Here is a 14,779-nt window from a genome sequence, read left to right as displayed (position 1 = left end):
CTCTCCGTTATTGCGCTTTGTCAGCTGTTGCTGATGGTGAAACTTCAGTCGGTGTTACCGGCGCTCCAGGGCGAATTTTTTGTAATCCTTCAATAATCACTTTATCGCCATCGCTTAGCCCGTCGGTTACTAACCAGTTTGAACCAATCGTTCTGTCTACTTTTAAAACGCGGCTTTCAACGGTGTTTTCTTTGCTAACAACCATGGCTGTTGGCTCGCCTTTTGTATTACGGCTAACCCCACGTTGCGGCACTAAAATAGCGTCTTGTTTTACGCCCTCAACCACTGAGGCACGTGCATACATACCCGGTAATAATAACTTATCAGGATTTGGGAATTTAGCGCGTAAGGTAACCGACCCTGTGCTTGGGTCTACTGTCACTTCAGAGAACTGTAACGTGCCTTTAAGTGGGTAAGTTGAGCCATCTTCCATTTGCAGTTCAACATCTGTTTGCGATTGTGAATCAACGCTCAATGAACCTGAAGAAATAGCTTTTTTAAGTTGAGTTAGCTCGTTGCTAGATTGGGTTAAATCAACATAAATAGGGTCAAGCTGGGTCACTGTTGCCAGTGCTGTTGTTTGATTAGCGCTAACAAGCGCACCAACAGTAACGCTCGATTTACTAATTTGGCCACTGATTGGAGAAGATACATGGCTGTAATCTAGGTTAATTTGCGCCGATTTAAGCTGTGCTTTTGCCGTTAATAGCTCTGCTTGCGCTTGCTTTTGCGCTGCATCTGCTTCGTCAAAGTCTTGCTGACTTACGGCTTTAATTTTTAAAAGCTCGCTATAACGCGACGCTTTTGATTTAGTGCTGGCAATACTTGCCTCAGCGCGGGCCACAGCTGCTTCGCTTGCTGCTAGGTCAGCTTCAAACGTAGCGGGGTCAATTTGATAAAGCGCTTGGCCTTGCTTAACTTGAGCACCTTCTTTAAATAAACGCGATTGCACAATGCCACTTACTTGCGGGCGGATTTCCGCAATTTGAAAAGCACTAATGCGACCGGGAAGCTCCTTTTTTAGTGTAAGCGCTTGGCTTTTTAATGTAATTACACCAACAGGTACTGCTTGTGGAGCTGAAGCTTGTTGCGAGTCAGCTGCTTGGTCGCAACCTGTTAAAGCAACAGATCCAACGAGGGCTGTTAATACAAATAAAGCGATGCGAGAACGCTGCATGTTAAATACCTTTTAGTCTATTTATGTCTAGAGTGAACGATCATTCTAAAGTAAATCTAAACGAGAATAAATTAAAACGGGTGCAAATTTACACTAACTTACAGTTGCAAAATTAAACTACGCCATAGGTTGTAGAAGGTGTTAACTTGATGAAAAATAAAACGGACAAGTATGAAAAATAAACTTTATTGCGGTGCGTTATTTATTAACCTGCAACAAAAAAGCCAAGCTAAGCTTGGCTTTAATACAAATTTATAACTATTTATTTATACGAGACACCAATAATTGCTCAACCCTTATGCCCTCAACATCAACCACCTCAAATTTAAAGCCATTAAAGGTAAAGTGCTCAGCACGTTTAGGTATACGCTTCATTGTGTATATTAAAAAGCCAGCTACGGTTTCAAAGTGCATTTGATCGGGAAACTCTTCAATGCCTAATACTTTTGCTAAATCAGAAATCGGGGTTAAGCCATCCACTAACCATGAGTGCTCATCGCGGGCAATAATAAGTTCATCGCCTTGATGGGTAATTAAATCTCCCATAAACCCTTTCATTAAATCTTTTACGGTAACAATACCGACTAACAAGGCATATTCATTTACTACCACAGCAAACGGTTTTGCAGCACTTTTAAATGCATTTAGTGCCTCAGACAGGCTTAGGGTTTCAGGTAAATAAAACACGTCTGTTTCAATCAGCTCTTGCTCAATATTAGCTGGCTCACCTTTTAGTACTTGTCGTAGTATATCTTTTGATTCAACAGAGCCGCGTAATTTATCTAAATTTCCCGACACCACTAAAAAATGATTATGGGGGTTTTCAATAATTTTGGTGGCTATATCGTGGCTGCTTTCATTTAAGTCAAAATAAACTATTTGGTCGCGTGGGGTCATTACACTTGATAAAAAGCGTGCTTCAAGTTCAAACACATTGCCAATTAGCTCATACTCTTGTTGTTGTAAGCTGCCGTATTCTGCGCCCGCATCCATCATCGCCACAATGTCTTCGGTGGTAACAATATCTTCTCGCTCTGCGGGTACTTTAAATAAACGCAGTACAAAATTAGTTAAACCATTAAAAAACATTACTAATGGCGTAAGTGCAAAAGTAACCCATCGCATTATTGTTACCACACGCACAGCCACCGCTTCGGGCATGATCATCGCTAAACGCTTTGGCATTAAATCGGCAAATAATATAAACAGCGAGGTAATGGTAAAAAACGAAAATAAAAAGCTAATTTTTTCAAGGTGTACACCTTGATAAAAAAGCACCAAGATACTTTGTACATAAGGCGATAGCGCTTGTTCGCCTACTATTCCGCCTAAAATAGCAATCGCGTTTAAGGCAATTTGGATCATCGCAAAAAACGCCCCAGGGTTTTCTTGCAGTTTTAATACCGCGGCCGCGTTATCACTGCCTTCATCAGCCATTACCCGCAGTTTAATTTTACGCGACGCTGCAATAGCAATTTCCGACATGGCAAACAACGCACTGATCAAGATCAATAAGCTAATCCCGATTAAATCACCCATTTAACGCTCCAAAAAGTTAGCGCTTTTTCAATAAAAAGCAGCTGATTATAGACGCTTTTTTAAACGCGGCAATTTATATTTATGCTTTTACAGGATTAATTAATAAGCCATTGAATTAGCGTTGTTTATTTTTCTTTTTTGCTTCATCGAATGCCAGCGCAAGTCTATCTTGTAGGCTTTGCGGCATGTTTTTATTACACGCAAAGTAAAGGGGGGAGTGTTGTGTATTGAGCGTAAATATAGGCTCTAATAATTTAAGCTTTGGCTCAAACTGTGCGCGGTAGTTAAATTGTTTTTTACTTAAAATAACAAAGTCGAGAATATCGTGCCGTGTACTTATTAATTTATCTATTTTGTCTAAGCTATCAATTATCAATAAGTTTTTAGCCTCACTAAAGCCACGCTCTAGCAAATAATGGTGGCTAAAATTATCCCTAAGCACCGCTGTTTTATATTTTTTAGCGTCGTTAAGCGTTTTTAAGCGAATGTTTCGTGATTTAAGGGCATAAATAGCAGAGTCAAAACTTTCAAGCTCAGCCACCCAGCTAAACTTATCTTCTCGCTTAGGTAACCTTACAATAGAAAATATACAGGTATTCGTATCTCTTAATACCGCGTTATAAGACACAGCCCAACTGTGCGCTAACATAGTGTATTTAATATCTGTATTGGCGAGCGCGTTTCTCACTTTATCTACAGAGCGCCCTGCAAGTTGGTTGTTTTCGTCAATGTATTGAAAATCGGGGAATACTTCGGTCACTATTGTAATTTCAGCTGCATTGAGCCTTATGCATGCAAAACACAACAAAAATAAGTACAGCTTCATTTAGCTTCGCCTCAAAACTAAAACAGATATACACCAACTATAGCCGAGGGTAACCGAACCGCTAGTTTTTAACCTAGCCCTATACGCTGATAGGACTAGATTTTTTTAAAGACTAACTTGCTATTTATTCATTGCACTAATTAAGAACGCTGAAATTTTAGCGCCTTCACGTAATGTTGTTTCTGAACTTGCTTGGCCTACTAATGAGCTGTCGGTAAATGGCGCTATTTCCATCATGTCGGCGCCAGTAATTGGAAACTCATCGGCAATAGCTTGTAAAATATCCAGTGCATGTTGCGGGGTTAATCCGTTTTCTTCTGGTGTACCCGTCGCTGAGGCAAATTCGGCATCGAGTGCATCTATGTCAAAGCTTACATACACTTCATCTACGTTATCGGCTTTAAGCTGCGCAATGGTTTCATCTGCAACCGCTTTTGCACCACGTTCTATAATTTCATTAGCCCAATGTTGTTTTACACCAAAGGTGCTTTCCCAGTGCGATTTAGGTTTACCGCTTGAGCGAATACCAAACTGGATTAAATGATGCGGTGCAGGTAAAAACTCTAATATATGCGTACACCACGAGCCAAAACATAAATCTATCCCTAAGCGCTCTACTAATAAATCGGTATGCGCATCAAAATGAATAATAGCGGTACGTTTGCCTTGCTCGCGCTTAGCTTTTAAATACGCTTTAGTTAGCGGGTAGCTAATTGAGTGATCGCCCCCAATCCCAAATATGCCTTTATCTTTAAATGTGGCGTAAAAGCTGTCACACACATCTTCGGTAATAGAAAGCGGGCTTACGTAGTAATCATCGTTTTTATCGCCGTATAGGGCTTTTTGGCAGTTTGAAATAGTGGCGTCGTTTAAGTATTTATCATGTAATAAATGCGGGATAACGCGTACATCACCTAAATCAAAAGAGCGGCACTGGGTTTGCTGATCAATCAAGGCTGAGCGTAAAAATAATGGCCCCCAGTTTGCGCCACGTAAAATACCGCCGCCACAATCTGAGCTAATACCTAACATAACCGCTTTGTGAGGAGATTCGGGTAATTGTGTTAAAGAATCGCGCCACAAAACATCAACATTTTCGCTTTGCCCATACAATTTATTACGTAATGCCGCTTTACGCTCTTTCGCGGTATTAACTGTAAATACACCATCGCCAGGTGCACATAAACAGTGCTCTACTTTACGTTTAAACGCGTCAAATTGTGTGCTCATAATAAATCCTATACTTGTGTGTTTTATTCATGCGGTTTTGATTAGTTATGCAAAAACTAAAATTATCGGCCTATTTGCAAATAACGCGCAATGCGCTCACTTATTGCTCAAGCATTATTTATGCGCTTATATAAAAGCCGTTAAAAAAAAGCTAAAATAAAACCGTAACTGTTTGTTATTAAATAACTAAAAACTCTTTAAACCACGTATTGATAAATTTAAATTATCACCATAATCAATACATATAGACTCTCAATAAACAAGTCAACCACCCGCCTTTTAACGAACTTTAAGCCTTTGATTTAATATTCAATGTGAATGAATAAAGCCATCATTTATAAGTATTTTTCAACATCGGACATACGTCCTGTACTTAGTTTACATTTGCCGTAATGATGCTAGATTGACAACAAATTTTTATAAAAAGGCTTAGTTATGGAAAAGGTATTTCACTTAGGATTATGTATTGACGATTTAAAAGGGGCTGAGCTTGCTATTGTCCCTGGTGACCCAGATCGCGCTGCACGCATTTCTCAATTCCTAGACAACCCAACCTGCCTTGCTCAAACACGTGAGTTTCATGTTTATTTAGGCCAGTTAAATGGTCACTCTGTGGTGATTTGTTCAACCGGTATTGGCGGCCCTTCAACCTCTATTGCTGTAGAGGAGCTGGCACAGCTTGGCGTACGTACTTTCTTACGTATTGGTACTACTGGGGCAATTCAGCCACATATTAATGAAGGTGATATTTTAGTAAGCCAAGCGTCTGTGCGTTTAGATGGCGCAAGCCAACACTTTGCACCACTTAGCTACCCTGCGGTATCTGACTTTTTTGCGACTCAAGCTATGGTGCAAGCGTGTAAAAACCTAGATATCGACTTCCACATTGGTATTACTGCCTCAAGCGACACATTCTACCCAGGGCAAGAGCGTTACGATACGCATTCGGGTTATGTACCTAAGTCATTACAAGGTAGCTGTGAAGAGTGGCAAAACCTAGGCGTGATGAACTACGAAATGGAGTCTGCTACCTTATTTACCATGTGTGCAGCGCTAGGCCTTAAAGCGGCGTGTGTTGCCGGTGTATTGGTTAACCGTACTCGCCAAGAAATTCCAAACGTTGATCACGGTGAAATTGAGAAAAAATCTGTGGCTGTGGTTTTAGAAGCTGCAAAAGTACTATTAGGCTAATGCCTTTTTAGCGCTTTAATAAAACGCATAAAGCACAGCAATTGCTGTGCTTTATTGTTTTTAGCTTACCCTGAGCTCTGGTTACCTTAGCTTTGCGCTAATCACTTCTATTTCTGGCAAATTGCTAAAGCTTGCAAGTACCGCACGTGCTACTCCCCCTTGGTTTTCATGGCCTTGGGTTTCTAACAGTGTAATAGCTTTAATCGTTTTATCGTTAAAGCTAAGACCCGCTAAAAACAATTGACTAAGCGCACTTTGTAGTGGCGAAAGGCTTGGGCTGTAAGCCGCGTTTTCTGCGTAACTGCCGTAAAAGTCACCATTATTAAAGGTGCTTATTTTAACTGCGCTAAAGTTGTTACTGTAAGGTACGTAGGCCATTAGCGCCATGGCTGCTAGTTTTTCATCAAGGGTTGTATCTGCAAATGTGTGTTGCTGCTGTTTTGGGTTAAACAGGCTAAAATCGTTGCCTAAATCAGTGGGGCCAAATGAATGCGGTAATAAATCAGCTAATTTAAAATGTTGCTCTGGTAGTAAAATATCAAACTCTTTTGCATCAGCCAGTTCGTTCATAAACTGCCTGCAATAACCACATGGGGCATCGCTAATTGCTATTTTTAGTATTTTTTTTGCGCCATTTAACCACGCATTGTTAATCGCCGACTGCTCTGCATGCACGACTAAACTAAGCGCTTGGTGATCAAACTCGACATTCGCACCAAAATAAAAATTTATATCACCTTGCTCATCAAGTGCTTTAACAATAGCTCCCACATGAAAATGAGAAACAGGAGCCACCGAAAATCCAGACGCTAAAGGCACTAAACCTTGTAATAACGCGTCATCAGATACATTAAGTTGCGCGCATAATTGGCTAATATCGTTAGGATGTAAAATACCGCGCTGGGCTTTTAATTGGCTGCGTAATGCTTGAGTTTGCGTAACGCTTAGTGAGATATGTGAATTTGTGAGTGCTGTGTCTTGTTGCACAGTAAAAATTGCTGATGCCATAACATATTATAATTATTTAATGGCTAAGTAGTTTAAAAGGTTAGGCGCCTAAATGCCAGCAAAAAAAGGGGGGCACACTGTGCCCCCCTATTTTTTAGTTAAAGTAGACTAACCAGTATTGCGCATACCTGCAGCAATACCTGTCATAGTGATCATTAATGCATTATCAATATCACCTTCACTTACTTTATCGCTTGAGCGCGAACGGCGCAGCAGCTCAACTTGCAGTACATTAAGCGGATCGGTGTACGGATTACGCAGCGCAATCGACTCTTTTATCCATGGTTGATCTGCCAATAAGCTATTTTGTGGGCTAAGCGATTGCACTAAGCTAATTGCTTCTTCTAGCTCTTTACGTAACGAAGTACCTAGTGGTTTGTACATATCTTCCACCAGCGCGTTATCGTAATGCTCACTTAACCAGCTATCGGCTTTACTAAATACCATTTCTAGCATTTCAAGACGTGCTCTGAAAAATGGCCATTGCAGGCTCATTTCGTGCAGTGTTTCTATGCCGTATTTATCGAGTGCCGCTTTTAAGCCTGTTAATGCACCAAGCCATGCAGGTAACATTAAACGGTTTTGGCTCCATGCAAAAATCCATGGAATAGCACGTAAGCTCTCAACCCCACCATTTGGGTTACGTTTCGCAGGACGCGAGCCCAATGGTAATTTAGACAGCTCTAGCTCAGGCGTTGCCATTCTAAAGTAAGGAACAAAGTTTTCATCATGGCGAACCACATTACGGTAGTGATCGCACGACTGCTCGCTTATCAACTTCATCACTTCACGCCATTCTTGCTTAGGCTCTGGCGGTGGTAATAAGTTACTTTGCAGTACGGCACCGGCGTAAATATTTAAACTTTGCAGTGCTACATCGGGTAAACCAAACTTAAAGCGGATCATTTCGCCTTGCTCAGTTACACGCAAGCCACCTTTTAATGAACCAGGCGGTTGTGAATGCAATGCTTGTGCAGCAGGTGCACCACCGCGCCCTACCGTACCACCACGACCATGGAATAAAACAAGTTCAATGCCGCGCTCATCGGCAAGCTGCACTAGTTTATCCATTGCTTCGTACTGTGCCCAGCCTGCGGCCATCATGCCGGCATCTTTAGCTGAATCAGAATAACCAATCATGACATTTTGGGTATTTTTAATATGCCCGCGGTACCATACGTTATCAAGCAACGTGGTAATTACATCGCTACCAGCGTTTAAATCGTCAAGCGTTTCAAACAAAGGCGCTACTGGTAAATCAAACTGACAGCCACTTTCTTTTAAAAGCAGTTGTACAGCTAAAATGTCAGAGGCGGTACGCGCCATTGAAATAATATACAAGCCAAATGTTTTTTCATCTTGCTTAGCTATTACATCAAAGGTGTCGAGTACTTCTTGCACCTCTGGACTTGGTTGCCAGTTTTTAGGAATAAGCGGACGGCGTGAGTTAAGCTCGGTAAGCAAAAATGCTTGCTTATCTTGCTCTTGCCATTGGTTGTAATCACCTAAGCCTAGGTGGCGTGTAAGCTCAGAAAACACATCGCTGTGGCGGTCTGAATCTTGGCGTACATCAAGTTTTGCCAAACGCAGGCCAAAGCTATTTATACGGTGCAGTAAATCAAGTAATAAACCATCGGCGACAACTTTCATGTTGCACTTTAATAAAGAGCGATAGCACACCTCTACTGGGTGCTTGATTTGATTTATATCAGTGATTAAGTCTTCTGAATCGCTGCGCTTATTCTTAATTTTTGCACCTAAATGCACCACTGTTTCAGAGACTTGGTTTTTAAGCTTTTTAAGTACAGCGCGATAAGGTTCAAAGTCTTGTCCTGCCAGCTCAATTAGCTCATCGCTTGCATCTGACATGCTCAGCTCTGCGCTTAGCGTGTCAATATCACGGCTGTATAAATCAAGCGCCATCCAACGACCATGGTCAAGTACTTGCTGTGTTACCTGTGCGGTTACAAATGGGTTACCGTCACGGTCTCCGCCCATCCAAGAGGTAAACTCAATGGGGCTGTAATCAATCGGAAGCTCTAAATTTAAATGCTCTTTAACTTGATCTGAAAACTCACGTAAAAAGCGTGGCACAGCATGCCATAAGCTGTTTTCAATAACAGCGTATCCCCATTTAGCTTCATCAACTGGGCTTGGGCGAGAACGACGAATATCATCGGTGTGCCATGCTTGGCTGATAAGCTGAGCGATACGGTTTAAAATAGCTTCACGCTCTTGTGGTAAATTGTCTTTGCGCTCAAGCGAGGCTAAACAATCACTTAATTCTACGTGCTTATTAATAATTGTACGGCGCGTCACCTCGGTTGGGTGAGCGGTTAATACTAAGTTTATGTGGAGTTTTGAGAGTGTTTCGGCCAGATGATTACTATCTAATTGGCCTTCTTTTGCTTTTGCAGTTAACGTTTTTAATGTTTGAGTGAGAGGGTTTAGTTGGCAAAAACCAACATCATTAAAACGCGAAACAGTGTGAAACTGCTCTGCTACATTAGCTAAATTTAAAAAATGATTAAATGAACGGGCAACCGGTAAAAGCTCTTCATCACTAAGCGCATGTAGTACCTCAATTAGCGCTTGTCTGTCGTCTTCGTTACCACTGCGAGATGACTTTGATAAAGCACGAATTTCTTCTACTTTATCTAAAATCGCTTGGCCTTGGGCATCTTTAATAGTTTGTCCTAGTAGCTGCCCAAGTAAATTAACATTACCTCGCAAGGCGGCATATTGTTCACTCATTTCTCAGTCTCCTTTGTTTCATGGAATGCTATTAATATCATCATGAGCACAGATTTAATAGATCCATTTGCATTAGTGAATCGTAATTAGCTATATGTAAATTATTAGAAAACGGCTTTTATGATCATTTTTTACGACGCCAACTGCCCGCTTTGCAATACCGAAATGCAGCACCTTAAAGATGCTGATACTAAACATAAAATTGTTTTAGAAGACCTTAATAGTCACGATTTTAGCGCACGTTATCCAAGTGTTAATAAAAACAAGGCCATGGCTATATTGCATGCACAGTTACCAACTGGCGAGATGATTTACGGCTTAGATGTTACCTATCAAGCGTGGAAAACAGTAGGAAAATACCGCTGGTTGAAAATTTTTCGCTTGCCAATAATTCGCTACTTCGCTGATGCCGCCTATGTGTTTTTTGCAAAACACAGACAAAAAATAAGCCGTTTTCTCATGCCAAACGCCTCCTGTTTAAACGGCCAATGCACTGTTAATACAAAGGACAAACAATGAAAACAATTGTTTTATTCGGTGCCAGCAGCGCAATAGCACAAGCTTATATTGAGCACCTACAAATAAATGCCCCCACAGTGCAAGTTATATGTGTTAGCTCAAAAAAGGCAGATACAAATAGTAATGTTGTTTACCTAAAGAGCGATTACACAGCGCAAAGCTTAGCCAAGGTTACAACTTACTTAAAAGAGCAAAATGCCGATATTCAACAAGTCGTTATGTTTAATGGCACTTTACACAACAAAACCCACATGCCAGAAAAAAAGCTAGAAGAGCTAAACGCAGACTATTTTAACGAATTATTTAATTCCAACACACTCACTCCCTTGCTGTGCTTACAAAGCATTTTGCCGCTGTTAACACATAAAACGCAGTGCACTATAACGGCGCTCAGTGCGCGTGTGGGCAGTATTAACGATAATAAATTAGGCGGTTGGTATACATACCGCGCATCTAAAGCGGCCTTAAACATGCTATTTAAAACCGCAGCGGTAGAACTGGCGCGCCGAGCTAAAAATACTAAACTGGTGTTATTTCATCCGGGCACTACCGATACAGCGCTTTCAAAACCATTTCAAAAAAACATACCTGCGGATAAGCTTTTTAGCGCTGAGTTTGTAGCTAAACAGCTTTTTACACTTACGTTTAATAACCCTCATTTAGAACTTAACGGTGAGCCCGCCTATTTAGATTGGCAAGGCGAAGCCATACCCTGGTAAGGACCTTTAATGCATTTTACTAAAGAGCGCATAAACGCACTTGAAAAACACACTCGTACTCATTTAATTAATTCTCTTTCGGGTTTTAAAAGCGCCAACTTAATTGGCACGCAAGATAAGCAAGGCAATAAAAATGTAGCTATTGTTAGCTCGGTTATTCATTTAGGGGCTCACCCGCCATTAGTTGGTATGATAATGCGCCCTAATAGCGTGCCTCGCCATACGTTTGAAAACATCATAGAAACCGGCTGTTACACCATTAACCAAGTTAATAAGGCCATATATAAGCAAGCTCATCAAACATCAGCTCGCTACGATAAAGGCGAGTCAGAGTTTGACGCAACAGGTTTAACGCCAGAATACCTAAATGAATTTACAGCCCCGTTTGTGCAAGAGTCGCGATTAAAATACTCTGTAAAATACGTTGAGCACCAACACTTAGCCGTTAATGGCACCGAGCTGGTTATAGGTGAAATTACCGATGTTTATTTAGATGAAGCTGCGCTACAAAGTGATGGCTTTTTAGATTTACAAGCCATTGAAACAGTGGCTGTAACAGGGCTTGATAGCTACCACACTAGCAATAAATTATCGCGTTTACCTTACGCTAAAAAACCTTAGCATGCATGTTGTCGCATAATATTGAATTATGCTTTTATATTAAACACAATGCCTAACACCAATCTGCTTATTGGGCCTTTTTAACATTTTAGTGAAATTTAATTTGTTAAATTGCTCAAGAATTTATGCAGCTTGGTATTGAAACCAAGGAGACTTTTATGGCCACACTAGGCGTTGGTACACACACAAGCGAGCAAGCATTAGCGGGATTAAGCAATATGACCGCCAATGTAAACCCTATTCAAGCAGATGAATATTTACAGCGCATTGCAAAAGCACAAGCTTACATGCAAGCAAATAATATTGATGCAATTTATTTAAATGCAGGTACAAACCTTACTTATTTTACAGGCATGAAGTGGTATGCAAGTGAGCGCATGGTTGGCGCCATTTTACCCGCTATAGGCGATGTACAATACATAGCCCCTTATTTTGAAATTGGCACCCTAAACGGCTTTAAAGTGATTGAAGGCCCCATTCATGGCTGGCAAGAACACGAAAGTCCATATGCGTTATTTGTAAGTGTACTCAAGCAGCTCAACATTAATGACAATGCCACAATAGGCATTGATGAAAGTGCACAGTTTTTTATATTCGACGGTATAAACAAAGCGCAAAAAGGCCTAAATATAGTTAATGCACAGAGCGTTACTGCACATTGCCGCATGCATAAATCGGCAAACGAATTAGCGCTCATGCAATGCGCAATGGATATGACTTTAGCTGTACATCAAGCAACCGCAAGTATGCTATATGAAGGTATTACCACCACAGAGGTGGAAGCCTTCATTAAAAAAGCGCATCAAAAGGTAGGTGCCCCCGGTAACTATTTTTGCATTGTATTGTTTGGTGTGGCGACCTCATTTCCACATGGCGTTAAAGATGCGCAAGTGCTTAAAAAAGGCGATATGGTATTAATAGATACCGGTTGCAAAGTGCATGATTACCTTTCAGATATAACCCGCACCTATGTATTTGGTGAGCCAACAGTGCGACAACGGATGTTTTGGGATCATGAAAAAGCAGCGCAACTCGCCGCTTTTAGTGCTGCAAAAATTGGCGCTACGTGTGAAGCAGTTGATGCAGGCGCTCGTCACTATTTAGCGGCTCACGGATTGGGGCCACAGTATCAAACACCGGGCTGCCCGCATCGTACGGGCCATGGTATTGGCTTAGATATTCACGAATGGCCTTATTTAGTCGGTGGAGACAAAACCCCACTTGCACCTGGCATGTGTTTTAGTAACGAGCCAATGCTAGTTATACCCGATGAATTTGGTGTGCGTTTGGAGGATCACTTTTATATGACCGACAACGGCCCACATTGGTTTACACAGCCAAGTTATAGTATTGACGACCCGTTTGGGCTTAACGCTTAAACCCTTTATAAAGAGCAGCCATTAGCTGCTCTTTTTAGTTTGAGGATTGATAATGCATACTTCATCCCAATATCGTTTGTTATACAAAAGCAATCCGCAAAAGGATGAATATGAAAAACTTTAAAATTGATATCGTGTCAGACGTAATGTGCCCATGGTGCGTAATAGGTTACAAAAACCTAGAAACAGCGCTTGGCCAACTTAAAGACGAGATGAGTGCAGATATTACGTGGCATCCTTTTGAGCTAAATCCTGACATGCCGCTTGAAGGTCAAAACTTAAACGAGCATCTAATGCAAAAATACAACCTAAGCGAAGAACAAGGCGATGAAAATCGTAAAAACATGTTCGAAGCAGGTCAGCGTGCCGGGTTTACCTTTAATTTTGATGGTGAGCGCATCATGATCAACAGCTTTGATTTACACCGCCTACTTACTTGGGCGCGTGAAGAAGATAAGCAAACCGAATTAAAGCTTGCCATGTTTGAAGCACACTTCACCGATTTAAAATACTTAAATCAAGAAGAGGCACTGCTTGATGTAGTAGAAAGTGTTGGCCTTGATAAAGAACAGGCGCGTAGTATTTTACACTCAGATAAATACGTTCAAACAGTACGCCAAGAGCAAGACCGCTTTAAACAACTCGGTATTACCTCAGTCCCTACATTTATTATCAACGATAAATATGCAATCAGTGGCGGACAACCAAGCGACTCATTTATTCAAGCACTAAAACAAATTAGTGAAGAAGAGGCTAAGCAAGAAGTTTAGTTAGCTAGCAAAATTAAAGGCTGCAATATGCAGCCTCGTAGCCAAACAATGCTAATTTAAGCATTTTCAAACTCTTTATAAATTAGCCACTTTGGCAGGTAAGGGGTGTCGGGCACTTGCCAACCATGTTTATCATAGGCAAGGCTAGCCACTGCGCTTATTAGCAGAGCTACATCGCCTGTCCACGTAACTGCGCCCTCAGGTGGGTCATTGTAGAATGTATAATGTAATTCAATAGCCTTGTAGATTGCCCGTTTATAATGAGCTTCATCGTTTGATAAAAGCGCTACCCACACATCCAAATAAGGCAAGAAAAGCATGTTCACATAAGGCGCTCTAAATTCATCAACATGCTCAGGGCCTGATTTTTCCATTACCTCGCGTAATAACACTGTTTGGTCTGCGTCTTGTACAAATATATTTCGCACAAAATTTAGGAGTGCGAAGTCAAGGGCATCAGGGTACTCAAGCCAACTTTCTTCGCATCGACAGATTAGCTCAGTCGCATCAGCATCTCTTAAACACAGGGCTAAACTTAATTGCAGTAACCAATCATCAACCATGATTAAGCGATGTTCAGAATGACCTTCTAAGCGAAATACGTGACCTTTTAAAGTAAAAATATGGCGCTGCCCGGGGTTTGACACTAAATTATAGTGCGCATGTAATAAATCTAGGCCAAAGCGCATAATAGACGCGCCCTCAAGCCCTTTTTCTGCATTTTGTGCATGAAAGCTTAGACTTATACAATCCATTGCGTCAGAGTTTAACCGTGCCTGCGGCTCCTCATAAATCGCGGGCTCTAGCTCGAGATAACGCTGCCACCTATTGTTATAAGTATCTAAATGAATATGAAAGGCATTTTGCAAGTTCACTAATTTATAGTGGTCATTGTGGTACTTTAAATCGCTCATAACTGAATCTTTCCAATGGTGTAATTTGTCACGTCAAACGTTGGTTTTAAACTACTGCCAGTTTGAAACTTCTGTTGCACTTTACGAAATTCAATGTTATCAGAATAACTATCAAATGCTTGCAAAGTGTTG

General features: G+C 41.1%; 13 protein-coding genes. 6 read left to right on the top strand and 7 right to left on the bottom strand.

The window, feature by feature from the left end; translation table 11 throughout:
• Positions 1 to 7 precede the first annotated feature (7 nt).
• From AN395_RS01465 to AN395_RS01450, 4 genes are all read right to left on the bottom strand, one after another.
• Positions 8 to 1,177, bottom strand: coding sequence for an efflux RND transporter periplasmic adaptor subunit (locus tag AN395_RS01465; protein ID WP_054981828.1), 1,170 nt, complete (start codon positions 1,175 to 1,177; stop codon positions 8 to 10).
• A gap of 258 nt (positions 1,178 to 1,435) precedes the next feature.
• Positions 1,436 to 2,716, bottom strand: coding sequence for a hemolysin family protein (locus tag AN395_RS01460; RefSeq protein ID WP_024031932.1), 1,281 nt, complete (start codon positions 2,714 to 2,716; stop codon positions 1,436 to 1,438).
• A gap of 115 nt (positions 2,717 to 2,831) precedes the next feature.
• Positions 2,832 to 3,542, bottom strand: coding sequence for an ABC transporter substrate-binding protein (locus AN395_RS01455; protein ID WP_024031933.1), 711 nt, complete (start codon positions 3,540 to 3,542; stop codon positions 2,832 to 2,834).
• A gap of 120 nt (positions 3,543 to 3,662) precedes the next feature.
• Positions 3,663 to 4,772, bottom strand: coding sequence for an arginase family protein (locus AN395_RS01450; protein ID WP_054981827.1), 1,110 nt, complete (start codon positions 4,770 to 4,772; stop codon positions 3,663 to 3,665).
• 435 nt (positions 4,773 to 5,207) lie between these two features.
• Here AN395_RS01450 and udp point away from each other — a divergent pair, with 435 nt between their 5' ends.
• Entirely contained in the window at positions 5,208 to 5,963 is a 756-nt protein-coding gene (gene udp / locus AN395_RS01445) for a uridine phosphorylase (RefSeq protein WP_004588758.1), read from the top strand.
• A gap of 81 nt (positions 5,964 to 6,044) precedes the next feature.
• Here the strand turns inward: udp and cdd are convergent, their stop codons facing one another.
• Positions 6,045 to 6,971, bottom strand: a complete 927-nt coding sequence (gene cdd, locus AN395_RS01440; protein ID WP_054981826.1) for a cytidine deaminase — start codon at positions 6,969 to 6,971, stop codon at positions 6,045 to 6,047.
• A 108-nt stretch (positions 6,972 to 7,079) separates the two neighbouring features.
• On the bottom strand, positions 7,080 to 9,725 hold the full coding sequence (gene ppc, locus AN395_RS01435) for a phosphoenolpyruvate carboxylase (RefSeq protein ID WP_054981825.1): 2,646 nt from the start codon (positions 9,723 to 9,725) through the stop codon (positions 7,080 to 7,082).
• Between the two features lie 120 nt (positions 9,726 to 9,845).
• Between ppc and AN395_RS01430 the strand changes: the two genes are divergently transcribed.
• The 5 genes from AN395_RS01430 to AN395_RS01410 all read left to right on the top strand — a co-directional run bounded on the left by AN395_RS01430 (position 9,846) and on the right by AN395_RS01410 (position 13,733).
• The gene (locus AN395_RS01430) at positions 9,846 to 10,244 is read left to right on the top strand and encodes a thiol-disulfide oxidoreductase DCC family protein (protein WP_054981824.1); all 399 of its coding nucleotides are present in this window, start codon (positions 9,846 to 9,848) and stop codon (positions 10,242 to 10,244) included.
• A complete protein-coding gene (locus AN395_RS01425) occupies positions 10,241 to 10,963 on the top strand; it encodes an SDR family NAD(P)-dependent oxidoreductase (protein WP_054981823.1) in 723 nt (240 codons plus the stop codon). Before AN395_RS01430 ends, AN395_RS01425 begins: the two co-directional genes overlap by 4 nt.
• Before the next feature lie 9 nt (positions 10,964 to 10,972).
• The gene (locus tag AN395_RS01420) at positions 10,973 to 11,584 is read left to right on the top strand and encodes a flavin reductase family protein (protein WP_054981822.1); all 612 of its coding nucleotides are present in this window, start codon (positions 10,973 to 10,975) and stop codon (positions 11,582 to 11,584) included.
• Between the two features lie 158 nt (positions 11,585 to 11,742).
• Positions 11,743 to 12,963: a Xaa-Pro peptidase family protein gene (locus tag AN395_RS01415; RefSeq protein ID WP_054981821.1), complete on the top strand. Its 1,221-nt coding sequence runs from the start codon at positions 11,743 to 11,745 to the stop codon at positions 12,961 to 12,963.
• Positions 12,964 to 13,073: 110 nt separating this feature from the next.
• Positions 13,074 to 13,733, top strand: coding sequence for a DsbA family oxidoreductase (locus AN395_RS01410; protein ID WP_054981820.1), 660 nt, complete (start codon positions 13,074 to 13,076; stop codon positions 13,731 to 13,733).
• Positions 13,734 to 13,789: 56 nt separating this feature from the next.
• Here the strand turns inward: AN395_RS01410 and AN395_RS01405 are convergent, their stop codons facing one another.
• Positions 13,790 to 14,647 carry an immunity 49 family protein gene (locus AN395_RS01405; RefSeq protein WP_054981819.1) on the bottom strand — a complete coding sequence of 286 codons (858 nt, stop codon included), beginning with the start codon at positions 14,645 to 14,647 and terminating at the stop codon, positions 13,790 to 13,792.
• Between the last annotated feature and the right edge of the window lie 132 nt (positions 14,648 to 14,779).

Origin of the sequence: Pseudoalteromonas sp. P1-30 (genome assembly GCF_001400005.1) — a bacterium.
GTDB lineage: Bacteria > Pseudomonadota > Gammaproteobacteria > Enterobacterales > Alteromonadaceae > Pseudoalteromonas > Pseudoalteromonas atlantica.
This window is presented reverse-complemented; position numbering and strand designations above follow the sequence as displayed.